This window comes from Roseomonas sp. USHLN139, from assembly GCF_037145735.1.
Lineage (GTDB): Bacteria > Pseudomonadota > Alphaproteobacteria > Acetobacterales > Acetobacteraceae > Pseudoroseomonas.
In genome coordinates this window covers 166,472-192,699 of record NZ_JBBCWY010000008.1, presented here as the reverse complement: position 1 = coordinate 192,699, position 26,228 = coordinate 166,472, and the positions used below count along the sequence as shown (strand labels likewise).

Annotated in this window: 27 protein-coding genes; 22 read left to right on the top strand and 5 right to left on the bottom strand. The window is 72.6% G+C overall.

The genetic code is table 11. The features are described from left to right. The first annotated feature begins 178 nt into the window (after positions 1 to 178). Together WFI16_RS20745 and WFI16_RS20740 are read left to right on the top strand one after the other, a co-directional pair. Positions 179 to 382: a cold-shock protein gene (locus WFI16_RS20745; protein ID WP_076958180.1), complete on the top strand. Its 204-nt coding sequence runs from the start codon at positions 179 to 181 to the stop codon at positions 380 to 382. 46 nt (positions 383 to 428) lie between these two features. Beyond that, complete coding sequence (locus WFI16_RS20740) at positions 429 to 920, top strand: DUF2165 family protein (protein ID WP_419899762.1); 492 nt, start codon at positions 429 to 431, stop codon at positions 918 to 920. Between the two features lie 4 nt (positions 921 to 924). On the opposite strand, the gene WFI16_RS20735 is transcribed toward WFI16_RS20740, so the two are convergent. The 3 genes from WFI16_RS20735 to WFI16_RS20725 all read right to left on the bottom strand — a co-directional run bounded on the left by WFI16_RS20735 (position 925) and on the right by WFI16_RS20725 (position 6,412). Beyond that, positions 925 to 2,979, bottom strand: a complete 2,055-nt coding sequence (locus WFI16_RS20735) for a prolyl oligopeptidase family serine peptidase (RefSeq protein WP_419899761.1) — start codon at positions 2,977 to 2,979, stop codon at positions 925 to 927. A gap of 82 nt (positions 2,980 to 3,061) precedes the next feature. Then, positions 3,062 to 3,484 (bottom strand): tellurite resistance TerB family protein, encoded by a 423-nt coding sequence (locus WFI16_RS20730; RefSeq protein ID WP_419899760.1) that lies wholly within the window; start codon positions 3,482 to 3,484, stop codon positions 3,062 to 3,064. Between the two features lie 48 nt (positions 3,485 to 3,532). Beyond that, on the bottom strand, positions 3,533 to 6,412 hold the full coding sequence (locus tag WFI16_RS20725; protein ID WP_419899759.1) for an ATP-dependent DNA helicase: 2,880 nt from the start codon (positions 6,410 to 6,412) through the stop codon (positions 3,533 to 3,535). A 141-nt stretch (positions 6,413 to 6,553) separates the two neighbouring features. Here WFI16_RS20725 and WFI16_RS20720 point away from each other — a divergent pair, with 141 nt between their 5' ends. Then, complete coding sequence (locus WFI16_RS20720; RefSeq protein ID WP_419899758.1) at positions 6,554 to 8,200, top strand: lysine--tRNA ligase; 1,647 nt, start codon at positions 6,554 to 6,556, stop codon at positions 8,198 to 8,200. After that, on the top strand, positions 8,197 to 10,122 hold the full coding sequence (locus WFI16_RS20715) for a lysylphosphatidylglycerol synthase domain-containing protein (protein ID WP_419899757.1): 1,926 nt from the start codon (positions 8,197 to 8,199) through the stop codon (positions 10,120 to 10,122). The genes WFI16_RS20720 and WFI16_RS20715 overlap by 4 nt, the downstream gene beginning before the upstream one ends. A gap of 137 nt (positions 10,123 to 10,259) precedes the next feature. Here the strand turns inward: WFI16_RS20715 and WFI16_RS20710 are convergent, their stop codons facing one another. After that, entirely contained in the window at positions 10,260 to 10,907 is a 648-nt protein-coding gene (locus WFI16_RS20710; RefSeq protein WP_419899756.1) for a S24 family peptidase, read from the bottom strand. A gap of 129 nt (positions 10,908 to 11,036) precedes the next feature. Here WFI16_RS20710 and WFI16_RS20705 point away from each other — a divergent pair, with 129 nt between their 5' ends. The 15 genes from WFI16_RS20705 to WFI16_RS20635 all read left to right on the top strand — a co-directional run bounded on the left by WFI16_RS20705 (position 11,037) and on the right by WFI16_RS20635 (position 23,963). After that, a complete protein-coding gene (locus tag WFI16_RS20705; protein ID WP_419899755.1) occupies positions 11,037 to 11,477 on the top strand; it encodes a hypothetical protein in 441 nt (146 codons plus the stop codon). Then, on the top strand, positions 11,474 to 11,956 hold the full coding sequence (locus WFI16_RS20700; protein ID WP_419899754.1) for a hypothetical protein: 483 nt from the start codon (positions 11,474 to 11,476) through the stop codon (positions 11,954 to 11,956). The genes WFI16_RS20705 and WFI16_RS20700 overlap by 4 nt, the downstream gene beginning before the upstream one ends. A 143-nt stretch (positions 11,957 to 12,099) precedes the next feature. Further along, positions 12,100 to 12,372 (top strand): hypothetical protein, encoded by a 273-nt coding sequence (locus tag WFI16_RS20695; protein WP_419899753.1) that lies wholly within the window; start codon positions 12,100 to 12,102, stop codon positions 12,370 to 12,372. A 4-nt stretch (positions 12,373 to 12,376) separates the two neighbouring features. Further along, positions 12,377 to 13,795: a portal protein gene (locus WFI16_RS20690; RefSeq protein ID WP_419899752.1), complete on the top strand. Its 1,419-nt coding sequence runs from the start codon at positions 12,377 to 12,379 to the stop codon at positions 13,793 to 13,795. An 8-nt stretch (positions 13,796 to 13,803) separates the two neighbouring features. After that, positions 13,804 to 14,529 carry a capsid assembly protein gene (locus WFI16_RS20685; protein ID WP_419899751.1) on the top strand — a complete coding sequence of 242 codons (726 nt, stop codon included), beginning with the start codon at positions 13,804 to 13,806 and terminating at the stop codon, positions 14,527 to 14,529. A 144-nt stretch (positions 14,530 to 14,673) separates the two neighbouring features. After that, positions 14,674 to 15,507 carry a phage capsid protein gene (locus WFI16_RS20680; protein ID WP_419899750.1) on the top strand — a complete coding sequence of 278 codons (834 nt, stop codon included), beginning with the start codon at positions 14,674 to 14,676 and terminating at the stop codon, positions 15,505 to 15,507. Between the two features lie 90 nt (positions 15,508 to 15,597). Beyond that, a complete protein-coding gene (locus tag WFI16_RS20675) occupies positions 15,598 to 16,167 on the top strand; it encodes a hypothetical protein (protein WP_419899749.1) in 570 nt (189 codons plus the stop codon). Between the two features lie 3 nt (positions 16,168 to 16,170). Further along, positions 16,171 to 18,051 (top strand): hypothetical protein, encoded by a 1,881-nt coding sequence (locus WFI16_RS20670; protein ID WP_419899748.1) that lies wholly within the window; start codon positions 16,171 to 16,173, stop codon positions 18,049 to 18,051. Further along, complete coding sequence (locus WFI16_RS20665) at positions 18,051 to 18,491, top strand: hypothetical protein (RefSeq protein WP_419899747.1); 441 nt, start codon at positions 18,051 to 18,053, stop codon at positions 18,489 to 18,491. The genes WFI16_RS20670 and WFI16_RS20665 overlap by 1 nt, the downstream gene beginning before the upstream one ends. Positions 18,492 to 18,543: 52 nt before the next feature. Then, positions 18,544 to 20,829, top strand: a complete 2,286-nt coding sequence (locus WFI16_RS20660) for a phage tail fiber domain-containing protein (RefSeq protein ID WP_419899746.1) — start codon at positions 18,544 to 18,546, stop codon at positions 20,827 to 20,829. Then, on the top strand, positions 20,826 to 21,173 hold the full coding sequence (locus WFI16_RS20655) for a hypothetical protein (protein ID WP_419899745.1): 348 nt from the start codon (positions 20,826 to 20,828) through the stop codon (positions 21,171 to 21,173). The genes WFI16_RS20660 and WFI16_RS20655 overlap by 4 nt, the downstream gene beginning before the upstream one ends. Further along, positions 21,154 to 22,599 carry a phage terminase large subunit gene (gene terL, locus WFI16_RS20650; RefSeq protein WP_419899744.1) on the top strand — a complete coding sequence of 482 codons (1,446 nt, stop codon included), beginning with the start codon at positions 21,154 to 21,156 and terminating at the stop codon, positions 22,597 to 22,599. Before WFI16_RS20655 ends, terL begins: the two co-directional genes overlap by 20 nt. Positions 22,600 to 22,763: 164 nt before the next feature. Continuing rightward, entirely contained in the window at positions 22,764 to 23,135 is a 372-nt protein-coding gene (locus WFI16_RS20645; protein ID WP_419899743.1) for a hypothetical protein, read from the top strand. A gap of 10 nt (positions 23,136 to 23,145) precedes the next feature. Then, a complete protein-coding gene (locus tag WFI16_RS20640; RefSeq protein WP_419899742.1) occupies positions 23,146 to 23,595 on the top strand; it encodes a cell wall hydrolase in 450 nt (149 codons plus the stop codon). An 11-nt stretch (positions 23,596 to 23,606) separates the two neighbouring features. Continuing rightward, positions 23,607 to 23,963, top strand: coding sequence for a DUF952 domain-containing protein (locus WFI16_RS20635; RefSeq protein ID WP_419899741.1), 357 nt, complete (start codon positions 23,607 to 23,609; stop codon positions 23,961 to 23,963). A gap of 4 nt (positions 23,964 to 23,967) precedes the next feature. Here the strand turns inward: WFI16_RS20635 and WFI16_RS20630 are convergent, their stop codons facing one another. Continuing rightward, entirely contained in the window at positions 23,968 to 24,438 is a 471-nt protein-coding gene (locus WFI16_RS20630) for an MmcB family DNA repair protein (RefSeq protein WP_419899740.1), read from the bottom strand. 116 nt (positions 24,439 to 24,554) lie between these two features. On the opposite strand from WFI16_RS20630, the gene WFI16_RS20625 reads away from it, so the two are divergent. From WFI16_RS20625 to WFI16_RS20615, 3 genes are read left to right on the top strand one after another with little or no spacing between them, the layout of a single operon-like run. Further along, positions 24,555 to 25,031 (top strand): YcgN family cysteine cluster protein, encoded by a 477-nt coding sequence (locus tag WFI16_RS20625; RefSeq protein WP_419899739.1) that lies wholly within the window; start codon positions 24,555 to 24,557, stop codon positions 25,029 to 25,031. A gap of 6 nt (positions 25,032 to 25,037) precedes the next feature. Next, the gene (locus WFI16_RS20620) at positions 25,038 to 25,382 is read left to right on the top strand and encodes a cupin domain-containing protein (RefSeq protein WP_419899738.1); all 345 of its coding nucleotides are present in this window, start codon (positions 25,038 to 25,040) and stop codon (positions 25,380 to 25,382) included. Between the two features lie 58 nt (positions 25,383 to 25,440). Beyond that, complete coding sequence (locus WFI16_RS20615; RefSeq protein ID WP_419899737.1) at positions 25,441 to 26,175, top strand: M48 family metallopeptidase; 735 nt, start codon at positions 25,441 to 25,443, stop codon at positions 26,173 to 26,175. Positions 26,176 to 26,228 lie beyond the last annotated feature (53 nt).

Below are 26,228 nucleotides of genomic sequence, written 5' to 3'. Positions count from 1 at the left end.
GCGGTTTACGTTGACAGGCTGTAAACGATCTGCCTCACTTTCGGGGTGCCAGCCGTTCCGCCCGCCTTGCCGTGCCTCCGGAGACCCGGGCGCTCTTCAAGCCGTACCGGGACACGGATGGACCTCACGGGCGAGGGCGCTCCTGCCCTGCCAAGCGCATTGTAAGGAGTGCAACGACATGGCGATCGGCACCGTCAAGTGGTTCAACGCCACCAAGGGCTTCGGCTTCATCGTCCCGCAGGACGGCGGCAAGGATGTGTTCGTGCACATCACCGCCGTGCAGAAGGCCGGCCTGCAGGGGCTGAACGAGAACCAGAAGATCAGCTACGACGTGGTGATGGAGCGCGGCAAGGCCGCGGCCAGCAACCTCAAGCCGCTCTGAGCGACGGCCCGTGCCGGCAGGGGGCGAGGCCGTCCTGCCGGCCGGAATGACCCGCGCGCAGCAGGCGGCGCGGGCGGCCAAGCTGGCCATGGTGGCGGGGCTCGCGGCCTTCGCCCTGCTGGTGGCCTGGAACAACCTCACCGACTACGGCTCGAACTTCGCCTTCGTGGCGCATGTGCTGAGCATGGACACGACCTTTCCCGACAGCGCGCTGCGCAGCCGGGCGATCACCGCGCCGGCGCTGTGGCATGCCGGCTATGCCGCCATCATCCTGGGCGAGGCGCTGACCGGGGCCTGCTTCGCGCTGGGCGCGATCGCCATGGCGCGCGGCTTCCGCGGCGCGGGCTTCGGCCGCGCCAAGGCCTGGGTGCATGCCGGCGCCGCCCTGGGCTTCCTGGTCTGGTTCCTGGGCTTCCAGGTGCTGGGCGGCGAATGGTTCGCCATGTGGCAATCCGCCCAATGGAACGGCCAGGAATCGGCCTTCCGCTTCGTCGCGATGATCCTCGGCGTGGCGATCTACGTCAGCCAGCCGGAATAGGGCCTCAGGCCGTCTCCCAGCCGATCGCCCGGCGCAGGAAGGCGGCCCCCAGCGCCGAGAAGCTGGCCACCTCGGCATTGTCCTTGCCATAGCCATGGCCGCCGGCCTCGGGCTCGTAGAAGGCGGCCGGGTAGCCCATTTCCTGCAGCTTGGCGGCCATCTTGCGGGCATGGCCCGGATGCACCCGGTCGTCGCGCCGCGTCGTCGCCAGCAGGATCGGCGGATAGGGCTGGCCCGGTCTGGCCGCGTGATAGGCGGAGAAGTGCTGCATGAAGGCCCAGTCCTCGGGCTTCTCCGGGTCGCCGTATTCGGCGATCCAGCTCGCCCCGGCCAGCAGCTTCGTGTAGCGGCGCATGTCGATCAGCGGGATGGTGCAGAACAGCGCGCCAAACCACTCCGGGTAGCGGGTCAGCATATTGGCGATCAGCAGCCCGCCATTGGAGCCGCCCTCGGCGGCGATGCGCTGCGGCACGGTGACGCCGCGCGCCACCAGATCGGCGGCGATGGCGGCGAAATCGTCATGGCTGCGCGCCTTGGCGGCCAGCCGGCCGGCCTCGTGCCAGGCGGTGCCGAACTCGCCGCCGCCGCGGATCTGGCCGATCACCGCGGTGCCGCCCTTCTGCAGCCAGAGCCGCCCCACGCCCGCCGAGTAATAGGGCAGGCGCGACACCTGGAAGCCGCCATAGGCCGAGAGATGCACCGGCGCCTGGCCGGACTCGTCCCTGGGCCCGATCTGGACATAGGGGATGCGCTCGCCATCGACCGAGACGGCCTCGTGGCGGGAGACCGTCAACCCGGTCGCGTCGAAGCTCGGGGAGGAGGCCTTCAGCAAAGCGGGGGCGGCCGGCGCGGTGGAGGTGAGCAGCAACTGCGGCGGCGTCACCGGGTCCTGTGCCATGGCCAGCAGCGTGCCGTCGGATTCCTCCAGCTCGGCATCCAGCGGCCAGAGGTCGACCACGCCGATCTGCGGCAGGCCGGGCACCTCGGCGGAGTCCCAGCTGCCCGGCGTCAGCAGCTGATAGACCGGCGCCAGATTGTCGAGGATCGCCAGCACCAGCTTGCCGTGGCACCAGAAGAAGCCCTGCAGCGCGCGGCGGGGCTCCGGCGTGAAGACCACGCGCGGGTCGAGATGCCCGGCCATCAGCGCGTCGAGCGACAGGACCAGCAGGGTGTCGGGGGCATAGGTCGCCGCGCCCACCGTCCAGGGGGTGCGCGGCTTCACCGCCACATGGCCGGCCTGCCAGGCATAGGTCGCATCGGTCGGCAGCGGCACGCGGTGCTGCGGCCCGCTGCGGTCGCCGAGGAAGATGATGCCGTCGAAGAAGCCGGTCTTCTCCATGAAGATCAGCACTTCCTGGCCGCCCTCGCGATCGACACTGCCCCAGGCGCCCATGCTCTCGACCGCGGTCTCGAACAGGACCTGGGCGGCCATCGGGTCGGTGCCGCGGCGCCAGAGGCGGATGCGGCGCGGATAGCCGGCGCTGGTGGCATTGCCCTCGCCGAGCGCGGTCGAGAGCAGCAGCGTGTCGCGGTCCAGCCAGACGGTGCTGCTCTTGCCCTCTGGCAGGGTGAAGCCGTCGCCAGGGAATGCCAGGCTGTGCAGGTCGAATTCGCGCAGCACCACGGCATCGCCCCCGCCGCGCGACAGGCGCAGCATGGCGCGGTCATGCGCGCTGAACAGGGTGGTGGCGCCGGCCCAGACCCAGTCCTCGCCCTCGGCGGCGGCCAGGGCGTCGAGATCCAGCAGCACCTGCCAGTCCGGCTGCTCCTGGCGGAAGCCGGCCATGGTGGTGCGGCGCCAGATGCCGCGCGGATGCGCCGCGTCCTGCCAGAAATTGTAGAGATGCGCGCCGCGGCGGGTGACGTGCGGCAGCTTGCCCGGGCGGTCGAGCGCCGCCTTCAGCCCGTCGCGGTCGGCCGCCACCCGGTCATCGGCCAGGCGCTGCAGCACCTGCTCGTTCTGGGCGGCGACCCAGGCGAGCGCCCGCTCGCCCTCGATCTCCTCCAGCCACAGGAAGGGGTCGTCGTCCGGCGCCTCGATCGTCGGCCGCGGGTCCATCGTCTTCATCCCTTCCAGGCTGGCGCTGCGGATCGGGCGGCGGCGTCCCGCGCCGCCGCCTGAAAGACACGAACCGTCAGAATCAGATGATCTGGTAGCGGGCCTTGGCGGCGCGCTCGATGGCGCCGGCGATCAGCCGGTCCAGATCCATGCCGATGCGGAAATCCTGCAGGAAGCGCAGCTCCTCCTGCGTCGCGTCGCCATCGGCGGCGGCGACCTCGCAGGCCAGCAGATAGGCGGTCTCGCGCAGGCGCGGCGGCAGCGCCTCGCGGATCAGGGCGCAGGCGCGGTCCAGCCCGTCATTCTGCTCCAGCAGGCTGAGGCAGCTCTCGGTCACCCGCTCGATCTCCTGCGGGTGGAAATCGGCGAAGACGGGCAGCTCCTGCACCAGGCGGGACATCACGCCGAGCTCGGCGTCGGACATCTGCCGGTCGGCCGCCGACATCAGCACCATGGCGCAGATCAGCGCCTCCTGGGCGGTGAAGCGGATCTTGGTATGCGGCATCGGCTCTATCCTTATTGCTGCAAGGCCTAACGCGTTGCGGCGCGCGGTTCAACGTTCGGAGAGGAAGGCGGTTGTCTGGCGAACCGCCTCGGCGAGGCCCAGGCGCTGCGGCACCACCCCCTCGGGCAGGCCGGCGAGCAGGCGGGACGGGGTGCGCGGGTCGAGCAGCACGAAGACGCCGCGGTCATCGGCGCGGCGAATCAATCTTCCGAAGGCCTGCCGCAGCCGGTGGCGGGCGATGGCGTCGTCATAGCCGCCGGGCCTGCCGCCGGAGAGGTGGATGCGCCGCTCCCGGTGCAGGATCGAGGGGCGCGGCCAGGGCACCCGGTCGAAGACCAGGAGCCGCAGCGCCCGGCCCGGCACGTCGACCCCGTCCCGCAGCGCATCGGTGCCCAACAGGCAAGAGTCCTCCTCGGCGCGGAAGATGTCGACCAGGGTGGCGCTGTCCATGGCGTCGACATGCTGGGCATAGAGCGGCAGCCCGGCCTCGGCCAGCGCCGGGGCGATGCGGGCATGCACGTCGCGCAGCCGCCGGATGGCGGTGAACAGGCCGAGCCCGCCGCCGCCGGCCGCCAGGAACAGCTGCTGCATGGCCGCCGCCACCTGGCCCGGGCTGTCGCGGCTCATGTCCTCCACCACGAAGGCGCGGGTATTGGCGGCATAGTCGAAGGGCGAGGGCACGGCGGCGCGGATCGCCGGGCTGGCCAGGTGCTGCACGCCGGTGCGGGCCTCGGCCTCGCGCCAGGCGGCCTCGGGGTCGCGGCGGGCGGTGTCGCGCAGCGTCGCCGAGGCGATCAGCACGCCATGCGCCGGCGCCGCCACCTGCGTCGCGAAGGGCACCGTCGGGTCCAGCCAGTGGCGGTGCAGCCCGGCATCGATGTCGCGGCCCTCGCGCCGGGTCAGCGCCAGCCAGTCGACATAGGTCGGGCGCTGGCCGGGCTCGGCGGGCTCCTCGCGCAGCCGGCGCAGCATCGACAGCCAGGCAGTCAGCGGCATGACGGCACGGCGCTCGATGCTGCGGCAGGCGGTCTCGAGGCGGATGCGCACCCCCGTCTCCAGCTCCTGCTCCGGGTCCTCGAGCAGCTCGGCCAGAAGTTTTCCGAGATATTTCAGCGGGTCGCGCAGGGATTCCAGCGCCGTTTCGAGGGTCGCGGCGGCCTCGGGCAGGCCGTCATGCAGCGGATGCAGGTCGCATTCGGCGTCGTAGAGCGGATCGCCCTCGGCGGTGCGGGCCATCACCTGCCCACGGACCGCCCGGAGAAATTCCTCGGCCGGGGAGCCGTCGCGGAAGCCGGGGCGGGCGGGCATGCGCGGCAGGGTCGGGCCGCGCGGGTCCTCCGGCTCCTCCTCGCGGTCCTCGGCCTGCTCGGTATCCGCCTCGGGCAGGGCGGCCCAGCGGTCCCACCAGCCGGGCGAGGGCAGGGCGCGTGCCGCATGCTCGGTCAGCTCCAGCGGCGGCAGCAGCGCCGGATGGTCGACCAGCAGCTCCTCCAGCCGGCGGCGCAGGCCGCGCGCCCGGCCGCGGCCGCCCTCATTGCCCATCAGCCAGCGGCGCAGCTCGGCCATCTCGGCCCCCGACAGCTCGGCCGAGAAGGCGCCATCGGCCGCGTCGAACAAATGATGGCCCTCGTCGAAGACATAGCGCAGCGCCGGCCCGTCCTCGCCGCCGCCCAGCGCCGCCTGCACCATCACCAGCGCGTGGTTGGCCACCACCAGATGGGCGCCGGCGGCGCGGCGGATCGAATGCTCGACATAGCAGCGCTTCCAGTGCGGGCAGGCCGAATGGATGCACTCCCCGCGCCGGTCGGCCAGCAGCGAGATGGCGCCGGCCGGGAACAGCTCCGACAGCCAGCCGGGGAAATCGCCGCCCAGCAGGTCGCCGTCGCGGGTGGCCAGCGCCCAGCGCGCGACCAGCGACAGCGCGGTGATCCGCCCGGCCATGGCGCCCGTGACCGCCTCGTCATAGTTCAACAGGCAGAGATAATTCTCGCGGCCCTTGCGGATGACGACGCGCTTCCGGCGCTCCTCGGGGTCCGGGTAGAGCCGGGCCAGCTCCTGGTCGAGCTGGCGCTGCAGGTTGCGGGTATAGGTGGCGATCCAGACCGGGGCGCCGTTGCGCTCGGCCCAGAGGCTGGCCGGCGCCACATAGCCCAGCGTCTTGCCGGTGCCGGTGCCGGCCTCGGCCAGGACGAGCTTCGGCTCGCCCGGATTCTCCCGCGGGGTGAAGGCCATCGAGGCGGCGGACGAAAAATCGGCCTGCGACGGGCGCTGCTCGGCGCCCTCGCCCAGGATCTCGGCCAGGCGGGCGCGGGCATCGGCGGGGCTGACGCTGTGGCTGGCCGGCGGCGGCGGCGGCGCCTCCTCCTCCCAGTCCGGCAGTACGCGCCAGACCTTCAGCGCATCGGCCGAGCCGCGCGCGGCGGGATGGCCGATGGCGGCCAGCACCGCCTCCGCCCAGGGCCAGTCGGCGGCATCGCGCATCCGCGCGGCCATGGCCCCGGCATCCTTGTTCAGCACCGCCCCGCGGGCGCGGGCCAGGCGGCGCAGCAGCTCGGCCGCCATCTGCGGCAGCAGGGCGGCGGCGGCCTCGGCATCGGCCGGCGGCTCCATGTCGAGCGCCAGGGCCAGGCCCCTCGGCGTCGGCGGCGCTGGGGTGGCGGGCAGGCAGAAGGCGAAGAGCTCGAGCAGGTCATAGGCGCCGGGCAGGCCGGGCAGGTTCAGCCGCTTCGCCGTCGCCGGCGCATGCACCAGGATCGGCGGGCCGAGCTCGCGCAGCAATCCGGGCAGCTCGCGCGGGCGGGGGGTGAAGAGCTCGCCATCCGGGGTCAGCAGCGCGGCCTGCCCGGGCGCCGGGGTGACCAGCGCCGGGCCGTCAGGCAGCAGCAGGCGAGGGGGATGGGGGCTGTTCGCCCGGGCGGCGGGGGGCACCGGCGGAACCTAGGGGCAAAAGGCGAACGAGGCCAGGACGGGGCGCGGTTTTTCCCAAAGGTGATGGAAACGCAAGGATGCGGTGGCTGCCCTGCCATTGCGCGCGTTGACCGGCGCTCGTGGCGCTGGCATGGGGCGGGCATGACCGCCGATCCATCGCTCCGCACTGTCAAGGCCTGGCCCTTCGAGGAAGCCGCCAAGGTCGCCGATCGCCTTGCTGGAGCCGGCAAACCCTCGGCCCTGTTCGAGACGGGCTACGGCCCCTCGGGCCTGCCGCATATCGGCACCTTTGGCGAGGTCGCCCGCACCAGCTGGGTCAAGCGCGCCTTCGAGCGGCTGACCGGCCTGCCGGCGCGGCTGCTGGCCTTCTCGGACGACATGGACGGGCTGCGCAAGATCCCGGACAACGTCCCCAATGGCGAGATGCTGCGCCCCTTCCTGGGCCGCTCGCTGACCGCCATCCCCGATCCCTTCGGCACGCATGAGAGCTTCGGGCACCACAACAACGCCCGGCTGCGCGCCTTCCTCGACGCCTTCGGCTTCGACTACGAATTCGCCTCGGCCACCGACTACTACCGCTCGGGTCGCTTCGACGCCGCCCTGCTGCGCATGCTGGAGCGGCACGAGGAGGTCCGGCAGGTGATCCTGCCCACCCTCGGCCCCGACCGCCGCGCCACCTATTCGCCCTTCCTGCCGGTGCACCCGAAGACGGGCATCGTCATGCAGGTGCCGATGGAGGAGACCCGCCCGCAGGACGGCACCGTCGTCTGGCGCGACCCGGAGACCGGCGAGCGCTTCGAGACCCCGGTCACCGGCGGCCATGTCAAGGCGCAGTGGAAGGCCGACTGGGCGATGCGCTGGTTCGCGCTGGGCGTCGATTACGAGATGTCGGGCAAGGACCTGATCGACAGCGTCAAGCTGTCCTCCCAGATCTGCCGGGTGCTGGGCGCCGAGCCGCCGGTCAGCATGACCTACGAGCTGTTCCTCGATGCCGGCGGCCAGAAGATCTCGAAGTCCAAGGGCAATGGCCTGACCATCGAGGAATGGCTGAAATACGCGCCGCCCGAGAGCCTTTCCTATTTCATGTACCAGCAGCCGGGCCGGGCGAAGCGCCTGCATTTCGACGTGATCCCGCGCGCCACCGACGAATACCTCTCCGCGCGGGAGAAGCTGCGGGCCAATGCCGACCCGGCCTCCCCCGCCTGGCACATCCATGCCGGCGAGGCGCCCAACGCGCCCGAGCCGCCGCTGACCTTCGGCATGCTGATGAACCTGGCCACCGTCTCGGCCGCCGACACGCCGGAGCGGCTGTGGCAGTTCGTCCGCAACTACGCCCCCGGCGCCACGCCGGAGAGCCAGCCGCTGCTGGCCCAGCTGGTCGATTATGCCGTCGCCTATTCGCGCGACTTCATCCTGCCGACCCTGAAGCCCCGGGCGCCGACGCCGGAGGAGCGCCCCTGCTTCCAGGCGCTGGTCGACCTGCTGCTGGCGCACCAGGCCGAGATCGAGGCGCTGCCTCCCGGCCTGCCGCAGGCCGAGCGCATCCAGGTCGATGTCTATGATGCCGGCCGGCGCGAGCCCTTCATCCAGGTGATGAAGGACGGCTCCAACGGCGTGGCGCGTGGCTGGTTCAACGCCCTTTACCAGGTGCTGGTCGGCGCCGACCAGGGGCCGCGATTCGGCAGCCTGGCCGCCGCCTACGGCATCCCGGAGACGGTGCGGCTGATCCAGGAGGCGCTGGCCCGCCCGCCCGCGGCGGCGGCGGGCGCGGAGAGCCCCGCGGCGTGAGTCCGGTGCTCGGCGCGCTGAAGCGGCACGGGCCCACCGTCTTCGGGCTGCTGCTGCTGGTCGGCGCGCTCTACGTGGTGCAGCGGGAATTCCGCCACCTGTCGCTGGCCGATGTGCGGCTGGCGATCGAGGCGGTGCCCGCCCACACGCTCTGGGTCGCCGCCGGCTGGACCCTGCTGGCCTATGCGGTGCTGACCATCTACGACCGGCTCGGCTCGGTCTATGCCGGCAAGCCGGTCAGCTATCTGCGCACCTCGCTGGCCTCCTTCTGCGCCTATACCCTGGCGCACAACCTGGGCTTCGCCGCGGTCTCCGGCGCGGCCGTCCGCTACCGCTTCTACGCCGCCTGGGGCCTGACCCCGGGCGAGGTCGCCAAGGTCATCGCCTTCACCAGCCTGACCTTCGGCCTGGGCGGCATGGCGCTGGGCGGCGCCATCCTGATCCACGACCCCGACATCATCCCCGGTGCCGCCGGCCATGTGCCGGCCTGGACGCTGCAGCTGATCGGCGCGGGAATGCTGTGCATCGTCGCCAGCTACCTGCTGCTGGCGCGCTTCGTGCCGCATTTCACCGCCTTCGGCCACCGCATCGACCTGCCCGGCTTCCGCATGGCGCTGGCGCAGACGGCGCTGGCGGCGGTCGATGTCGCGGTCACCGCGATGATCTTCTACGCCCTGCTGCCGCCGGCCGAGGGGCTGACCTTCCCGCGCTTCGTGGGCCTGTATCTGGCCGCCTACACGGCGGGTCTCGCCGCCAACGTCCCCGGCGGCCTCGGCGTCTTCGACACCGCCATCCTGGTCGGGCTGCAGCCCTATATCCCGGCGCCGCAGGTGATCAGCGCCCTGCTGCTGTTCCGCTTCTACTACTACATCGTGCCGCTGTTCCTGGCCGGCGCCCTCTTCGCCGGCTTCGAGATCAACCAGCGCCGCCACCTGCTCGGCCGGCTCGGCCCCGAGACGCGGGTGACCGACGCGCTGGAAGGCCCGGCCATGGCGGGTCTCGCGGGCCTGGCCGGCGTCGCGCTGATCTTCATCGGGGCGCTGCCGGCGCGCGGCGCCCGGCTGGCGCAATGGGCCGGCGAATGGGCGGCGCTGGCCAGCCATTTCGCCGCCTCGGTGATCGGCACGCTGCTGCTGGTCGCGGCCTATGGCATGCTGCGCCGGCTGCGCATCGCCTGGGTCAGCGGCATCGTCCTGCTGATGCTGGGCTGCATCACCGCCCTGCTGCGCGGCGAGCCCTGGTTCATCTCCGGCGCCTTCCTGGCGCTCGCCGGGCTGGTCGCCTGCATGCGCACCGCCTTCTACCGCGACGCCCGGCTGACCGGCGAACCGCTGAGCATCGCCACCCTGGTGCCGCTGGCCGCCAGCGCGGTGGCGGCGCTGGCCCTGGCCCGCATCGGCTGGCGGCAGAACGTGGCCGACGAGGCCTGGTGGTCGGTGCCCTTCTCCGAACGGGCGCCGGACACGCTGCGCTTCGCCGTCGGCCTCTGCGGCGTGCTGCTGCTGGTCGCGGCCCTTCGCCTGCTGCGCCCCGCCCGCATCCGCGCCAGCGACTTCGACCAGGCCGCCCGCACCCGCCTGGCCGTGCTCGGCGGCCGGGTGCCGGCGGCCGCCGATGCCGCCCTCTTTGCCGAAGGTGGGCGCGGCGCCGGCTTCGCCTTCCTGAAGCTGGACAATCTCTGGGTCGGCCTGGGCGATCCGGCCGGCGACGAGGGCGCCCGGATCGCCGCCATGTGGCGCTTCCGCGACCTCTGCGAGCGCAACGGCGTCGGCCACGCCTTCTGGCAGGTTGGGCCCGGCCTGCTGCGCGCCTATGAGGATACCGGCCTGGCGACGGTGCCGCTGGAAGACGGGACCTTCCTGGTCTGCCCGGCAGGGTGGGACGCGGAAGCGATCCTGGAGGCGATGAAGGCGAAGGCCTGAAGCCATGCCGCTGGGGGCTCCGCCCCCAGGCCCCCGCCGGGGTGACAGTGTCACCCCGGACCCCGCCGTCAGTTTGGCGCCACGAGGCCTTATGAATGGGGGGGTCCGGGGGCATTCAATGCCCCCGGATTCTTCCCTTACTGGCTCGCCCAGAGGATCCGATGGATCCAGGCGATTTCCCCCAGGTCGAAGCTGTAGTTGGGATGGGCGGGGTTCAGGCTGGCCAGCTCGATGCGGCGGGCGGACTGGCGCAGCAGCTCCTTGGCCATCACCTCGCCCTTCACCGTGCGCACCACCACGCGGTCGCCGCGGCGCACCGGCGAGTTGGGCGAGACGATGATGACGTCGCCGTCGCGGAACACCGGCTCCATGCTGTCGCCGGAGATTTCCAGCGCATAGGCATTGGGGTCGGACAGCTCGGGCGTGCTGATCTCGTCCCAGCCGCCGCCGACCGGATAGCCGCCATCGCCGAAATAGCCGTCGCCACCGGCCTGGGCCAGGCCGATCAGCGGGATGCGGCGGCCCTGCATGGTGCGGCCGCCGCTGTTCAGGGTGGGGGCGCCGGTGACCAGCGAGGCGAAGCTGTCCATGTCGGTGCCGGTGGCAGCCAGGATCTTGGCGACGCTCTCGGTGGAGGGCCAGCGGGCGCGGCCATCGGCGCCGACCCGCTTCGAGGGGTTGAAGGCGGTCGGGTCCAGCCCGGCCTTGCGGGCCAGGCCGGAGGGCGAGAGGCCATGCTCGGCCGCCAGGGCATCCACCGCCCGCCAGATATCGTCATGCCGCATGGGTGGATCATCCTAGGTTTTAGAAGCCTTCGCAATAGGAAAATAGTCGCGTTTAGGTCTTGACGCCTATAAACCAAATCGTAATGATCGGCACGCTAATCAACCGGAAGGCGAGGAACACCCCCCGACATGACCGCCGCCCTTCGCCCGCACAACGCCCCCGTCCTGGCCTCGCTCGGCAAGGCCGAGCCCTTCGCCAGCGCCGAGCAGGCCTGGTTCTGGACCATGAATGCCCTGATCGCCCGGCGCGAAGGCGCCCGCATCGTTGCCGGCGCCGGCGCGGTCCAGCGCCCCTGCGAGCCCGACGACGTGGTGAAATGCCTCGACCGGCTGTACCGCCAGCGGCGGATCGAGCTGGCGCATGCCCGCATCCTCCGCCTCTGGGGCGAGCGCGGCCAGGCGCCCGACCCCCGCGCGCTGCGCGAGCGCGGCGACTGGCGGCTGTGGCGCGAGGCGCTGTCGCGGCTCGACTGGCCGCTGCGCCAGAAGGGCATCGTCGCCGGTCCGGCGCCCGCGCCGGCCGAGGCCGAAGGCGCCGCCATCCTGGCCTGGCCCGGCCCGCGGTCATGAGCCCGGCCGGGGATCCGCCGCTGATCCAACCTTTGCGCATCGCGCCGCGGCACACCCTGACCGAGGGCGTGCAGCAGGTCTGGATCGGCTTCGGCGGCCGCGCCGACCGCGCCTGGCTGCGGCTGCTGCGCCCGGGCTTCCGCCACTGCTTCGCGGTGGTCGAGGATGCGCGCGGCTGGACGGTGATCGAGCCGCTCTCCGGCCGGCTGCTGGTGGCGCGGCCCGACCTGGTGGCCGGCTTCGACCTGCCGGGCTTCTACCGCCGCGCCGGGCTCACCGTGCTCGGGCCGTTCCAGCCGGGCCCGCCGGCCTGCGGCTGGCTGCCGGGGCTCAGCCCCTATTCCTGCGTCTCGGTCTGCCGCGCGCTGCTCGGCGAGGGTGCGCCCTTTGCCGTCACCCCGCATGGGTTGTACCGGCGCCTTGAGAAATATTCCTATGATAGGAATAAAATCGTTGACACCGCCTCGCTGAGCGCGTAGGACTGCAGTCGCCAAGGGGCGAGTTGCGCCCGGCGGCATCCTCCCCGCGATCCTCCCGACCTCGCGCCCTGCCGGACCCCTCCGGCAGGGTTTTTTGCGTCGGGCGGTCGCGATCCCCCGATCGCAGAGGAGCCCGCACGCGCATGGGTGGCCTGTTCCGTGCCCCGAAGCCGGTGGTCGTCGCGCCGACCGCCACCGCCGATCCGACGCCCGCCGCCTCGCCCAGCCCCGAGGCCGTGGCGCAGACCGCCCGGGCGGAGAACCAGCAGCGCGCCCGCCGGGGACTGGCCGGCACCATCGCGACCTCCGCCCGCGGCGTGCTGGAGGAGAGGCCGGCCGCCGCGACGGTCCCGGCGCTCGCCCCCGGGCTCGCCCCGGGTCTGGCGGGCGCGCGCAAGACGCTGCTCGGGGAGTGAGCGCATGACCCTGACCCCCGAGACCCTGCTGCCGCGCCATGCGGCCGCACTCGCCCGGCGCCGCCCCTGGGAGGGCGTCTGGCAGGAATGCTACGATCACGTGCTGTCCGGCACCCCCGGCGCCGGCGGCGCGCAGCTCTATGACGCGACCGCGCCGGACGCGGCCGAGCAGCTGGCCGCCAGCCTGCTGGCCGAGCTGACGCCGCCCTGGTCGCGCTGGTTCGGCCTGGCCCCGTCGCGGGCGCTGGCCGAGAGCGCCCAGGGCCCGGCGGCGGCCGCGGCGCTGGAGGCGGCGGCGGAGACGCTGCAGGGGCATCTCGACCGCTCCAACTTCGCGGTCGAGATGCACCAGGCCTTCCTCGACCTGGTCGTCGCCGGCAGCGGCGTGCTGCTGGTGGAGGAGGCGCCGCCGGGCGGCTTGTCCGCGCTGCGCTTCACCGCCGTGCCGCTGCGCGAGGCGGTGCTGGAGGAGGGCGAGAGCGGCCGGCTCGATACCATCTACCGCGCCGCCACCCTCGATGCCGCGACGCTGCGCCGCCGTTACCCCGAGGCCGTGCTGCCGCCCGGCCTCGAGGGCACGGAGGAGAACCCAGCAAAGCACCGCGTGGTCGAGGCGGTCTGGCCGGAGCGGACCGGCTGCGGCTACCTGGCCGTGCTGGACTGGGAAGGGCGCGCGGTGCCGCTGGCCGCCGGGCGCTTCCTGGACAGCCCCTTCATCGCCTTCCGCTGGATGAAGGCGCCGGGCGAGGTCTATGGCCGCGGCCCGGTGATGAAGGCGCTGCCCGACATCCGCACCGCCAACAAGGTGGTGGAGCTGGTGCTGAAGAACGCCTCGATCGCCGCCACCGGCATCTGGCAGGCCGAGGATGACGGCGTGCTGAACCCGGCCACCGTCCAGCTGGTGCCGGGCGCCATCATCCCGAAGGCGCCGGGCTCGGCCGGGCTGACGCCGCTGGCGGCCCCCGGCAATTTCGACATCTCGCAGCTGGTGCTGACCGACCTGCGCGCGCGGATCCGCACCGCGCTGCTGGCCGACCGGCTCTCCGCGCCGCGCCAGCCCAGCATGACGGCGACCGAGGTGCTGGAGCGCAGCGCCGAGACCGCGCGCCTGCTGGGCGCCACCTATGGCCGGCTGCAGGCCGAGCTGCTGACGCCGCTGGTCGCCCGCTGCCTGGCGATCCTGCGCCGCCGCGGCGAGGTGCCGCCGCTGCTGCTGGACGGGCGCGAGGTGCGGCTGACCTACGACTCGCCGCTGGCGCGCGTCCAGGGCCGTGCCGATGCCTCCAACACGCTGCTGTTTTTGCAGGCGGTGGCGGCGCTGGGCCCGCAGGCGGCGGCGCAGCTCGACCTCGCCGCCGCCACCCGCCACCTGGCCCGCGCGCTGTCCGCGCCGGCCGGCATCCTGACCCCGTCCGAGGAGTGAGACGCCGCATGGCCGAGAACCTGCTGGACCCCGCGCCCGACACCGAAGAAGCCCGCCCCGAGGCAATCCCGGAGAAGTTCTGGGACAGCGAGCGCCAGGCGCTGCGCGTCGAGGCGCTGCTGAAATCCTATCGCGAGCTGGAGAAGCGCCTGTCGCAGCGGCTGGTGCCGCCCGGCGAGGACGCGCCGGAGGAGGAGCGCAACCGCTTCCGGCGTGCGCTCGGCGTCCCCGCCGCGCCCGAGGAATACGCGATCGACGAGAAGCATCCTTTGTGCGGCTCGGATCCGGAGATCAACAAGCGGCTGCACGAGGCCGGTTTCACCTGCGCCCAGGTGCAGCTGGTCTATGACCTGGCGGCCGAGCGGCTGCTGCCGCTGATCGCCGAGGCTGCCGCCGATTACGAGGCGCAGAAGCAGCGCGCGAAGCTGGAGCAGGAATTCGGCGGCGCGGAGGGCTTCCAGCGCATCGCCGGCCAGATCGCCAGCTGGGGCAGGGCGAACCTGCCGACCAGCGTCTTCGAGGCGCTGTCGACCACGGCCGAGGGTGTGCTGGCGCTGCACCGGATGATGCAGAAGGGCGAGCCGAGCCTGGCGCGCGAGGCCGCGCCGCCGGAGCCGATCGACGAGCAGGCGCTGCGCCGGATGATGCGCGACCCGCGCTACTGGCGCTCGCGCGAGCCGGAATACGTCAAGCGCGTCACCGACGGGTTCAAGAAGCTCTTCGGCCAGGGCTGAGGCCCGACGCCCAGAATTTCCGCGGCGCAACCCCTTCGTGGGCGCCGCGGCCTGGCCTGGCGCCGCGCGGCCGCCGTCATGGCGGGCAACCGCGCGCGCGGGCCAACCACCCCTGAAACCCGATGCTTCGCGAAGGAACACCGCATGTCCGGTTCCATTGACCAGGTCTTCATCAAGCAGTTCGAGTCCGAGGTGCACGAGGCCTATCAGCGGCAGGGCAGCAAGCTGCGCCCGACGGTGCGCAGCAAGACGGGGGTGCGCGGCGCCTCGACCGTCTTCCCGATCGTCGGCCACGGCATCGCCGCCGCCAAGGCGCGCAACGGCGCCGTGCCGGTGATGAACCTGGCGCATTCGACCGTCGAATGCTTCCTGCAGGACTATTATGCCGGCGAGTGGATCGACCGGCTGGACGAGCTGAAGACCAATGTCGACGAGCGCCAGGTGGTCGCCGCCGCCGGCGCCTATGCGCTGGGCCGCAAGACCGACGAGCTGGTGATCGCGGCGCTCGATGCCGGTATCGAGGAGGCGACCGACACCGCCGCCGGCACCACCGACACCGACGGGTTGACCAAGGCGAAGGTGCTGCTGGCCTTCGAGATGCTGGGCGCCGCCGATGTGCCCGATGATGGCGGGCGTTTCGCGGTGGTCGGCTGGAAGCAGTGGTCGGAGCTGATGCAGATCGAGGAATTCGCCAACACCCAGTATGTCGGCGACAGCGAGCTGCCCTGGAAGGGCACGCAGGTGAAGCACTGGCTGGGCGCGACCTGGATGCCGCATTCCGGCCTGACCAAGAGCGGCAACCTGCGCTTCTGCTATTTCTACCACAAGACCGCCATCGGCCATGCCGTCGCGCAGGAGATCACGACGGATCTCACCTGGCACGGCGACCGCGCGGCCTATTTCGTCAACAACATGATGAGCCAGGGTGCGGTCCTGATCGACCCGGCCGGCGTCGTCCGCATGCGCTGCTTCGAATGATGGAAGGTCCAGGAAACCCGGTTTCCTGGCGGGAGAGCGCGAGAGGGCGGAGCCCTCTCGTGTCTTTTGTCATTGTCTGAGGAGAAGGCCATGCCGTTATCCGCTTTGGTCCTGTGCTCGCGGGCGTTGCTGAAGATTGGCGCGCAGCCTGTGGCGTCCTTCGAGGAGGGCAGCGCCGAGGCGGAGGTGGCGGCCAATCTGTATCCGTCGGTGCGCGATGCGATGCTGTCCTCGCACCCCTGGAGTTTCGCCTCGGGCCAGATGGACCTGCCGCGCCTGCTGGCCGTCCCCGTCGCCGATTTCTCCTATGCCTTCCAGCTGCCCGCCGATTTCCTGCGGGTGCTGTCGGCGGGCGGCGAGGGGGCGGGCAGGGGGCTGCTGTACCGCATCCAGGAGAACCGCCTGCACGCGGATTCGCCGCGCGTCACGCTGACCTATCTATTCCGCCCCGACGAGAGCGCCTTTCCCGCTTTCTTCGCCTCTGCCCTGGCGACGCGGCTGGCGGCCGAATTCTGCATCCCGCTGACCGAGAGCAGCAGCCGCGCGGAGATGCTGCACCGCTTGGCCGAGGCCGAGTTCCGCCAGGCCCGGCTGGTCGACAGCCAGCAGAAGACCACGCGGGCGCTGCAGGATTTCCCGCTGATCACGGCGAGGGGGTGAGCGATGGCCGCCGGCCGCAGCATCAAGACCAGCTTCACCGCCGGCGAGCTCAGCGACCAGCTGCTGGGCCGCGGCGACCTGCGCGCCTTCGAGAACGGCGCGCGCCGCCTGCGCAATGTCTTCATCGAGCCGACCGGCGGCGTGACCCGCCGCCCCGGGCTGCGGCATGTCGCGGTGCTGCCCGGCGCCGCGCGGCTGCTGGCCTTCGAGTTCAACACCGAGCAGACCTATCTGCTGGCGCTGACGCATCAGCGGCTGCAGGTCTTCCTGGGCGATGCCGAGGTGGCCAGCCTCATTGCGCCCTGGACCGCGGCCATGCTCGACCAGCTGGCCTGGACGCAGAGCGCCGACACCCTGCTGCTGCTGCATCCGGAGATGCCGCCGCAGAAGGTGACGCGGACCAGCCACACCAGCTGGACCATCGCCGGCTGGGACTGGATCTCTCTGCCCTACTTCCGCTTCCTGCCGCCGGGGATCGCGATGATCCCGAGCGGCACCGATGGCGATATCACGCTGATCTGCACGGGGGATTTCTTCCAGCCCGGGCATGTCGGCGCGGCGATGCGGCTGTATGGCAAGCGGCTGGTGGTGTCCTCCGTCACCTCGACGACCACCGCGACGGCGCAGCTGGCAGAGACGCTGCCGTCCACCGCGGCGACCACCGACTGGGACGAGGCGGCCTTCAGCGGCGCCCGCGGCTGGCCGGTCAGCGCCTGCTTCCACCAGGACCGGCTGGTCCTCGGCGGCGCGCGCGACCTGCCGAACCGGCTGTGGCTGTCGCGCTCCGGCGACCTGTTCAACTTCGACCTGGGCAGCGGCCTGGACGACCAGGCGATCGAGTTCGGCCTGCTGTCGGACCAGGTGAACGCCATCCGCGCCGTCTTCTCGGGGCGGCACCTGCAGGTCTTCACCTCGGGCGCCGAATGGATGGTGACCGGCGATCCGATGACGCCGGCCTCGATCCAGCTGCACCGGCAGACGCGGATCGGCTCGCCGGTCACGCGCAGCATCGCCCCGGTCGATGTCGATGGCAGCACCATCTTCGTCGCCCGCTCCGGCCAGGCCGTGCATGAATACGCCTATACCGATGTCGCCCAGGCCTATCAGGCGAGCGACCTGGCGCTGGTGGCGCGCCACCTGGTGCAGGCGCCGGTCGCCATGGCCTATGACCAGACGCGCCGGCTGCTGCATGTGGCGATGGAAGGCGGCTGGCTGGCGACGCTGACCCTCTACCGCGCCGAGCAGGTCACCGCCTGGACGCGGCAGGATACCGGCGGGCGCTTCCTGTCGCTGGCCGAGATCGACGGCACCGTCTGGTGCGCCATCGAGCGCGATGGCAGCGTGCGGCTGGAGCGTTTCGATCCGGCGCTGGCCGTCGATGCCGGGCTGACCGGCGGCAGCGCCACGGCGCAGGCCGTCTGGGGCGGGCTCGGCCATCTGGCGGGGCGGGTGGTGCAGGTCGTCGCCGACGGCGCGCCGCGCGGCCCGGCCACCGTCGGCGCCGACAGCGTCACGGTCGATCCGGCAGCCCTCGCGCTGCAGGTCGGGCTCGGCTTCACCCATGTGATCGAGCCGCTGCCGCCGCAGCTGGGCGGCGCGGCCGGCGCGCGCAGCGGGCCGCTGCGGCTGGTCTCGGTCGGCTTCCGCCTGCTGGAGACGGCGGCGCTCTCCGTCGATCTCGGCCGCGGGACCCAGCCGGTGCCGTTCCGCCGCCTCGACACCGCGCTGCTGGACGCCGCACCCGCGCGCTTCACCGGCGACGTCACCCTGCGCGGCTTCGGCTGGCGGCGCGACACGATGCAGCCGCTCTGGCGCATCGAGGGCGACACGCCGCTGCCGCTGACGCTGCTTTCCGTCACCACCGAGACGAGGATGACCGACTGATGGCCCAGCTCGCCCCCATCGCCACGCTGATCGGCACCGGCGCCTCGCTCTACGGCACGGTGCGCCAGGGCCAGGCGCAGGCGGCCCAGGCCAAAGCGCAGCAGCAGGAGGCGGCGGCGACGCTGGCCGCCCGGCAGCAGCAGCTGGCGGCCCAGCAGGCGACCGAAGCGCGCGAACGCGACGCGGCGCTGGAACGCACCATGGCCTCGACCCGCGCGCGGCTGGCGGCGGCCGGCGTCAGCCCCGACCAGGGCTCGGCGGCGGCGATCACCGCCGGGCTGCAGCAGGACGCCGCCGAGGCCTCGGCCGACAGCGCCGACCGCTACGCGGCGCGGATGGCGGCCGGGCGCAGCTCGCTGCTGAACGCCGACGGGTCGCTCACCACCTGGCTGCGCGCCGGCAACAGCTTCGGCGGCGCGCTGCGCTCGCTGCTGGAATAGCGCCCACCGCGGCTGCCGCCGTCCCCGCCACCCTTCCGCAAGAGAGATCCGCATGGCCGAGCACATCCGCATCGGCGACATCGCGCCGCGTGTCCACTACGCGGCGGATGGCGCGCAGACCGTCTTCGTCTATCCCTTCCCGATCTTCGAGGCGAGCGACCTGGAGCTGCGCATCGACGGCGTGCTGCAGCCGGCCTCGGCCTATGCGGTCAGCGGCGCCGGCAGCTCGGCCGGCGGCAGCGTCACGCTGGCCAGCCCGCCGCCGGCCGGCAGCCGGCTGCTGCTGCGCCGCGTGCTGCCGGTGCAGCGCGTCACCGACTTCCAGCCGAACGGCCTGCTGCGCGCCGCCACCCTGAACGAGGAGCTGGACCGCCAGGTCGCCTTCACCCAGGAGCTGCGGGAGGAATTCCAGGGCGCGCTGCGGGCGCCGGCGACGGATCTGCCCGCCTCGCTGGTGCTGCCGGACAAGGCGGGGCGCGCCAACCGCGTGCTGGGCTTCGATTCGCTGGGCAATGCGACGGCGCTGCCGCGCGACCCGGTGCTGCAGGCGCCCTTCGGCGGCGCCATCCCGCGCAGCATCGCCGACAAGCTGGCCGAGCGGCTGACGGCGCGCGATTTCGGCGCCATGGGCGATGGCGTCACCGATGACGGGCCGGCGCTGCAGGCCGCCATGGCCGCCGCCGGCGCCTCCGGCAAGTTCCTGGAGATCGGCGAAGGCACGCACCGGACGACGATTCCGCTGGTCTTCCCGGGCGCCGCGGCCGGGCTGGTGATGCGCGGTGCCATCCTCTACGCCGGCCCCGGCGGCGAGACGGCGCTGACCATCGGCGACGGCGCCGCGGTGCGCAACCAGGCCAAGTATTATCACGGCCTGCGCGTGCTGCGCGCCAGCATCACCGACTGGCTGGACGAGCGCGATATCGGCGTGGTGCTGCGCAACCTGGATTCCTGCGTGGTCGAGCTGCGCCAGGTGGAAGGCTTCACCATCGGCATCCGCACCCTCGGCGTCGAGCGCGGCGTCGAGGACAGCGACATCTATCTGGGCCGTATCGTCAACAACGGGATCGGGCTCGATGTCCGCACCCAGACGGCGGGCGCCTGGAACACCTCGGTCCGTTACTATGGCGGGCATTTCGCGCATGGCCAGTCGGTCAATGTTGATCGCGACCGCTTCGGCGTGCGCTTCTCGGCCGAGCCCGGCGCCTATGTCGCGCACAACCGCCACGTCTTCCACGGCCCCGCCTTCGAGCTGCAGTCGCGCGACAAGCCCTGCACCGGCATCCCCTTCCTGATGCAGGTGAACAGCCGCGCGGTGATGGTCTATGGCATGCGCATGGAGGGCTGCGACCCCTTCGTCGCCCGCCACACCGCCGGCGCCCAGGACCATGTCTACGAGGTCGCCTGGGCCAGCCAGGGCTACAATGTCTCGATCGACTATGCTGGCACCGCGACGCGCGTCGGCTCGGTGGTGCGGGCGCTGCACCAGGCGGTCGGCCATCGCGAGGCGCTGCGGCTGGTCGGCGACGTGCCCAATCTCCGCGCCGCCGCGATCCGCTGGAGCGCGACGGAAACGGGGTTCGAGAAGCTGGCGGCGCTGTCGACCAATGTCTCCGGCGGGCCGACCAGCCTGCCCCAGTTCACCTTCGCCGCGCTGGACAACTACACCCTGACCGATTCGGGGGTGCTGCTGACCGGCGGGCGCGGCCTCGGCTTCGTCGTCGACACGCGGCGCTGCAAGGAATTCGCCCTGGCCGTCGATGGCGACGATCCGCGCCTGGTGGTGCAGTGCTTCGACGCCTCCATGGCGCTGCTCTCCGAGCCGGTGCACGGGCCGCAGGTGCGCGCCTCCGGCATGTCGATGGCCTGGGCGGAGACGCCGCGCTGGTGGCAGGGCAATGCCGACAATGCCGACGCCACCCTGACCCGGCTGCAGACGCTGCGCGTCGCCGACGGCGTCGCCTATGCCATCATCGGCGTCGCCCGCCTGGCGCGCGACTACGAGCTGCGGTCGATGCGGCTCTATTGCGACCCTGGCTTCGCGCCGCCGCTGCTCTACGGCCAGCCCAACCTGCCGCATGGCCGGCGGGACCTGGTGGCCGAGGCCGCCTGGGACCCGCCGAGCATCGCCGCCGGCGGCTCGGCGCAGCTCGGCGTCAGCTTGCCCGGCGTGCACACCGGCGATTTCGTCCAGGCCGCCTTCAGCCGGCCGACCACCGGCATCGTTTTCCACGCCAATGTCGGCGCCGACGGGCTGATCACGGTGACCGCCTGGAACCGCCATGTCGACGCCATCGACCTGGGCGCCGGGACCATCCGGGTGCGGGCGGTGAAGGCATGAAGCGCCCGAGGAAGCCGCCGGGGGTGGAAGGGCTGGAGGCGGCGGTGCAGCGGGTGGTCGAGGATTACGGCGCCTTCGTCGCCCGCGGCCCGGCCCCGGGCGCGCATGACGATGCCCGCGCCTTCGCCGCCCATCACGCCGCCGCCAAGGCGGCGCTGGCGCATCTGGAGCATCTGCTGAAGCTCGCCGGCCCCGCCGCGGCCGGCGAGGCGGATGGCGTGGCCCGGGCCGAGGCCCTGCTGCGCCAGGCGCGCGGTGCCCTCGCCGCGCCGCCCCCCGACAGCGACGGCGACAGCGACGGCGACGAGGAGGACAACGGTTCCGATGACGGAGCGTCCGGTTGAGCTCAGCGAATTCGTCTGGATCTGGAACAGCGAGGCGGGGCAGGGGACGCCGGCGGTGCATCGCCGGATCCTGCGCTGGCTCGAGGCGCGGCGGGCGGGCGGCGACACCCGGCTGCTGCTGATGGCCTTCCGCGGCTGCGGCAAGTCGACGCTGGTCGGGCTCTACTGCGCCTGGCTGCTGGCGCGCTGGCCGGAGACGCGGATCCTGGTGCTGGCGGCCGACCTGCCGCTGGCCACCAAGATGGTGGCGACGGTGCGCCGCATCGTCGAGCGCCATCCGCTCTGCGCGGCGCTGGTGCCGGAGGCGCCCGAGGCCTGGGCGGTGGACCGCTTCACCGTCGCCCGGCGCGGCGCGTTGCGCGATCCCTCGATGCTGGCGGCCGGGCTGTTCGGCAACATCACCGGCGCCCGCGCCGATGTCATCATCTGCGACGATGTCGAGGTGGCCGGCAATTGCGACACGCCCGGCAAGCGCGAGGCGCTGCGCGAACGCCTGGCCGAGACCGAATTCGTCCTGACCCCCGGCGGCACCATTCTCTACGTCGGCACGCCGCATTGCGCCGACAGCCTCTACCGCGCCCCGGCGGCGGAGGACGAGAAGAAGCCGTTCCTGGCGGGGTATCGGCGGCTGGCGGTGCCGCTGCTCAGCGCCGCCGGGCGCAGCGCCTGGCCGCAGCGCTTTCCCGTCGATTCCGTGGCGCAGCTGCGCGAGCGTGTCGGCCCGCTGCAGTTCGGCCGGCAGATGCTGCTGCGGCCGATGGCGGGCGCCGCCGCGCGGCTCGATCCGGCGCTGCTGGTCCGCTACCGCGAGGAGCTCGACTACCGCGAGGCGCTGGGCCGGCCGGTGCTGCGGCTGCTGGGGCAGCGGATGGTCTCGGGCGGCGGCTTCTGGGACCCGGCCTATGGCCGCCCCGGCCGCGGCGATGGCAGCGTGCTGGCCGCCTGCTTCGCCGATGCCGAGGGCCACCACTACCTGCACCGCCTGCTCTACCTGACCCATGATCCGCAGGCGGTGGACGATCCCGCCACCCAGCAATGCCGCGCCGTGGCCGCGCTCGCCCGCGCGCTGCTGCTGCCGGTGGTGCGGGTCGAGACCAATGGCATCGGCCGCTTCCTGCCTGCCCTGCTGCGGCGGGAGATGGCGCGCGCCGGCGCCGCCTGCGCCGTCGTCGAGCAGCACAGCCACCGTCCCAAGCAGGAGAGGATCCTGGCCGGCTTCGACCCGCTGCTGGCGGCGCGCCGGCTCTTCGCGCATGCGACCGTTTTGGACGGCCCCTTCGCCACCGAGCTGGCGGAATGGCGCCCCGACGCCGCCGGGCTGCGCGACGACGCGCTGGATGCCGTTGCCGGCTGCCTGCTGGCCGAGCCGGTCCGCCTGCCCGGCGCGCCGCCCGCCCCGCGCGGCCCCGGCTGGCGCGGCGGCTGACGTTCCTATTTTATTCTTTACTCAGAACGAAATCCCCGGCAGGCTCTCCGCGTCAAGGCCCGAGCTGCGTCCGCAGCCTGCCCTGCTCCCCCGAAAAACCCGAGCCAGCAACGCGACCGGCGCCCGCCGCCGGCCGCGCGCGCGTCCCCCTGAAGGAGGTCCGCATGCCGCCTTTCGACCTGGAGCCCCAGAATCTGGCCGCCACCCTCGCCACCGTCGCGCAGACGCCGATGCTGGCCGTGCTGTTCTGGATGCTGCACGGGCTGCGCCGGCACCTGCATGAGCGGCCCGAGGAGGTGCCGCCGCAGGATGCCGGCGCCCTGTCGCGCACCCGCGACGAGCTGGCCGCCTTCAAGCTGGAGGTCGCCCGCACCTACGTCCCGCTGTCGCTGATCCGCGATGTCGACCAGCGCCTGAGCCGCCAGCTGCTGCGCATCGAGGAGAAGCTCGACGCCGCCGCCCGCGCCGCCACCGCCGCCCAGGCCACCCAGGCCGCCCGCCAGGGCCGCGCCTGGCACGACGAAGCCCGTTCCTGAGGACGCCGCCATGACCCATCCCGCGATGATCCCGGCCGCCGCCCATGCCCTGCCGCCGCAGGAGGTGCTGGCGCTGACCCTCTGGGCCGAGGCGGGCACCCGGCCGGTGCGCGCCATCGAGGCGCTGGCCGCCACCATCATGAACCGCGTCCGCCTGGCCGAGGCCGGCACCACCCATTGGGGCCGCGGCCTCTCGGCGATCTGCCGCGCGCCCTTCCAGTTCAGCTGCTGGAACCGCAACCACATCCGCCATGCGGTGATGCTGGCGGTGCCGGCCGGCGATCCGGGGCTGGCGATCTGCCGCCGCATCGCCGCGCGCGCCGCCTCCGGCACGCTGCAGGACCCGACCGGCGGCGCCACCCATGCGCATGGCGCCGAGGAGCTGCCGCCCTGGGCGGTCGGCCGCGCGCCCCAGGCGGAGATCGGCGCGATGCTGTTCTACCGCCTCGATCCCGGCTAAGCCTCGGGGCCATGCAGCCCCTGATCTACACCATGGTCCGCGACGCCGACTGGCAGGAGGCCCGCGCGATGGGCCTCTACCGCGGCAGTGCCGAGGATGCCCGCGACGGTTTTCTGCATTTCTCCACGGCGGAGCAACTGCGGGCCAGCGCGGCCAAGCACCGCGCCGGGCAGCCCGATCTCTGGCTGGTGGCGGCGAAGGCCGAGGCGCTGGGCGTGACGCTGCGCTGGGAGAAGGCGGCCGGCGGCTCGCGCCCCGGCCTGTTCCCGCATCTCTACGGGCCGCTGCCGCTGGAGGCCGTCGCCTGGGCCATGCCGCTGCCGCTGCAGCCGGACGGCGCCCACCACTTCCCCCCCGAGATCCCCTGAAGCCCTATTCGACCCGCAGCGATGCGCGCAGCTCGGCCGCGCCCGACGGGTCCAGCAGCCCCTGCAGCCGCCCGGCCGAGAGCCGGGCATAGCGCAGCAGCAGCGATTTCCGGCGGGCTGGCGCCAGGCGGTGCTCGGCCGGCTGGCGGAGGATCGCCGCCTCGCCGTCATCGGCGACGATCAGCCCGACGTCGTCCGGCAGCAGCGATTGCGGGAAATCCAGGTCGACGGCGAAGAACAGCCGGTCGCACCAGTCGCGGTACTCGGTCCATTTGGCGTCGGTCTGGAAGTCGCGGGCGCAGCTCTTCACCTCGATGGCGACGAAATCGCCATCGGGCAACAGCGCCAGGATGTCGAGGCGGCGGCCGGTCGGCAGCGGCACCTCCATGACCGGCGCCCAGCCCAGCCGGCCGCAGAGCCGGGCGGCGGCGCGGCAGACCTTCAGGGTGCGCTCGGGTGGGGAAAGATCCAGCATGGCGCGCCCATGTTCGCCCTCCGTTCCCGCTGTCGTCAAGCTTGGCCGGGCCTTGATTCCGTCTCCCATGCGCTTCCGGCATTTCAGTCGGCGCCCGGTTGCGCCTAGAAACCCGCATGGGCGCCGAACTGCCATTCTGGAAGACCAAGACCCTCACGACCATGACCCGGTCGGAATGGGAAAGCCTCTGCGACGGCTGCGGCCGCTGCTGCCTGCACAAGCTGCGCGACGAGGACACCGAGGCACTGGCCTGGACCGAGGTGGCCTGCCGGCTGCTCGACACCACCAGCTGCTTCTGCCGCGACTATGCCAACCGCCGCGACCACGTGCCCGACTGCGTCAAGCTGACGCCGAAGCGCCTGGCGAAGATCGATTGGCTGCCGCCCTCCTGCGCCTACCGGCTGGTGGCGGAGGGAAAAGACCTGCCTTCCTGGCATCCCCTGGTTTCCGGCGACCCCTCGACGGTGCACAGTTCCGGGGCCTCCGTCCGCGGCCGCGTCGTCTCCGAACGCGCGGCCGGCGATCTGGAGGATCACGTGGTCGACTGGCCCGGCGAATGGCCGGATGCAGGCCGCAAGGCTGAGGGGAAGTAGAGTCTGATGCAGGATGTTTTCCAGGGCGGCAAGGAAGCGCCCGAGCCGCTGCGCTGCCGCCCGCCGGCGGTCGCCACCCAGCAGATCGACACCGCCGACCTGCGCGTCACCCGCTGGGATTTCCCGCCGGGCGCCGAAACCGGCTGGCACCGGCATGGCTGGGCCTATGTCGTGGTGCCGATCACCGCCGGCGAGATGCTGCTCGAGCTGCCCGAGGGCAAGACGGCCACCGCCAGCATCCGCCCTGGCGTCTCCTATGAGCGCCCGGCCGGCGCCGAGCACAATGTGGTCAATGCCGGCCAGGAACCCTTCAGCTTCGTCGAGATCGAGCTGAAGGCGTTTCCAGGCTGACTTTCTTCCGGTTTGCCTCGCCCTTGCGGGGGCGGGGCCTCCGCGGCGGAGGCGGGGGGTGACCGACCTGGCCCCCGCGCCGCCGCCCGAGACCGTCCAGCTGCGCGCCCATCCCGGCGCCGCGGCGCTGGCCTGCCCGCTGCGCTGGCGCCGCTCGGCCCGCGCCCGGCTGGTGGCGCTGCGCATCGATGCCGCCAGCGGCGCCGTGGTCATCACCCTGCCGCCCGAGGCCACCCGCCGCGCCGGCCTGGCCCTGCTGCGCCGCCATGCCGGCTGGGTGGCGGGACGGCTGTCCGCGCTCGGCCCGGCGCTGCGCCTGGCGCCCGGCGCCGCGCTGCCGATCGGCGACCGGCTGCACGCGGTGCTGCACGATGCCGGGCAGGATGACGGGCCGGCGCGGATCGAGGGCGGCCGCATCCTGGTCGGCGGCGCCGCCGAGACGGTCGGCCCCCGCCTGCGTGACCTGCTGCAGGACGAGGCCGACCGCCGCATCCGCCCCAAGGTCCGCCAGCATGCCCGGCTGCTCGGCGTGGTGCCCGGCGCGGTGCGCCTGAAGGACACCCGCAGCCGCTGGGCGAGCTGCGCCCCCGACGGGACGCTCGCCTTCTCCTGGCGGCTGGTGATGGCACCCGACTGGGTGCTGGACTATGTCGTCGCGCATGAGGTCACGCATCTGCGGGAGCTGAACCACTCCGCCCGCTTCTGGGCGGCGCTGGCGACCCTGTCGCCGCATCACCTGGCGGCGCAGGCCTGGCTGCGGGCGCGCGGCCCGGCCCTGCTGCGCGTCGGCTGAGGCGGCTTCCCGCTCCGCGGAAGCACTGCCATACCGGGGGAAACCCCCGCGAG

Excerpts from the sequence above, each read along its gene's own strand:
- WFI16_RS20745 (WP_076958180.1), top strand. The coding sequence starts at position 179 with ATGGCGATCGGCACCGTCAAGTGGTTCAACGCCACCAAGGGCTTCGGC.
- WFI16_RS20740 (WP_419899762.1), top strand. The coding sequence starts at position 429 with ATGACCCGCGCGCAGCAGGCGGCGCGGGCGGCCAAGCTGGCCATGGTG.
- WFI16_RS20735 (WP_419899761.1), bottom strand. The coding sequence starts at position 2,979 with ATGGACCCGCGGCCGACGATCGAGGCGCCGGACGACGACCCCTTCCTG.
- WFI16_RS20730 (WP_419899760.1), bottom strand. The coding sequence starts at position 3,484 with ATGCCGCATACCAAGATCCGCTTCACCGCCCAGGAGGCGCTGATCTGC.
- WFI16_RS20720 (WP_419899758.1), top strand. The coding sequence starts at position 6,554 with ATGACCGCCGATCCATCGCTCCGCACTGTCAAGGCCTGGCCCTTCGAG.
- WFI16_RS20710 (WP_419899756.1), bottom strand. The coding sequence starts at position 10,907 with ATGCGGCATGACGATATCTGGCGGGCGGTGGATGCCCTGGCGGCCGAG.
- WFI16_RS20705 (WP_419899755.1), top strand. The coding sequence starts at position 11,037 with ATGACCGCCGCCCTTCGCCCGCACAACGCCCCCGTCCTGGCCTCGCTC.
- WFI16_RS20700 (WP_419899754.1), top strand. The coding sequence starts at position 11,474 with ATGAGCCCGGCCGGGGATCCGCCGCTGATCCAACCTTTGCGCATCGCG.
- WFI16_RS20695 (WP_419899753.1), top strand. The coding sequence starts at position 12,100 with ATGGGTGGCCTGTTCCGTGCCCCGAAGCCGGTGGTCGTCGCGCCGACC.
- WFI16_RS20690 (WP_419899752.1), top strand. The coding sequence starts at position 12,377 with ATGACCCTGACCCCCGAGACCCTGCTGCCGCGCCATGCGGCCGCACTC.
- WFI16_RS20685 (WP_419899751.1), top strand. The coding sequence starts at position 13,804 with ATGGCCGAGAACCTGCTGGACCCCGCGCCCGACACCGAAGAAGCCCGC.
- WFI16_RS20680 (WP_419899750.1), top strand. The coding sequence starts at position 14,674 with ATGTCCGGTTCCATTGACCAGGTCTTCATCAAGCAGTTCGAGTCCGAG.
- WFI16_RS20675 (WP_419899749.1), top strand. The coding sequence starts at position 15,598 with ATGCCGTTATCCGCTTTGGTCCTGTGCTCGCGGGCGTTGCTGAAGATT.
- WFI16_RS20670 (WP_419899748.1), top strand. The coding sequence starts at position 16,171 with ATGGCCGCCGGCCGCAGCATCAAGACCAGCTTCACCGCCGGCGAGCTC.
- WFI16_RS20665 (WP_419899747.1), top strand. The coding sequence starts at position 18,051 with ATGGCCCAGCTCGCCCCCATCGCCACGCTGATCGGCACCGGCGCCTCG.
- WFI16_RS20660 (WP_419899746.1), top strand. The coding sequence starts at position 18,544 with ATGGCCGAGCACATCCGCATCGGCGACATCGCGCCGCGTGTCCACTAC.
- WFI16_RS20655 (WP_419899745.1), top strand. The coding sequence starts at position 20,826 with ATGAAGCGCCCGAGGAAGCCGCCGGGGGTGGAAGGGCTGGAGGCGGCG.
- terL (WP_419899744.1), top strand. The coding sequence starts at position 21,154 with ATGACGGAGCGTCCGGTTGAGCTCAGCGAATTCGTCTGGATCTGGAAC.
- WFI16_RS20645 (WP_419899743.1), top strand. The coding sequence starts at position 22,764 with ATGCCGCCTTTCGACCTGGAGCCCCAGAATCTGGCCGCCACCCTCGCC.
- WFI16_RS20640 (WP_419899742.1), top strand. The coding sequence starts at position 23,146 with ATGACCCATCCCGCGATGATCCCGGCCGCCGCCCATGCCCTGCCGCCG.
- WFI16_RS20635 (WP_419899741.1), top strand. The coding sequence starts at position 23,607 with ATGCAGCCCCTGATCTACACCATGGTCCGCGACGCCGACTGGCAGGAG.
- WFI16_RS20630 (WP_419899740.1), bottom strand. The coding sequence starts at position 24,438 with ATGCTGGATCTTTCCCCACCCGAGCGCACCCTGAAGGTCTGCCGCGCC.
- WFI16_RS20625 (WP_419899739.1), top strand. The coding sequence starts at position 24,555 with ATGGGCGCCGAACTGCCATTCTGGAAGACCAAGACCCTCACGACCATG.
- WFI16_RS20620 (WP_419899738.1), top strand. The coding sequence starts at position 25,038 with ATGCAGGATGTTTTCCAGGGCGGCAAGGAAGCGCCCGAGCCGCTGCGC.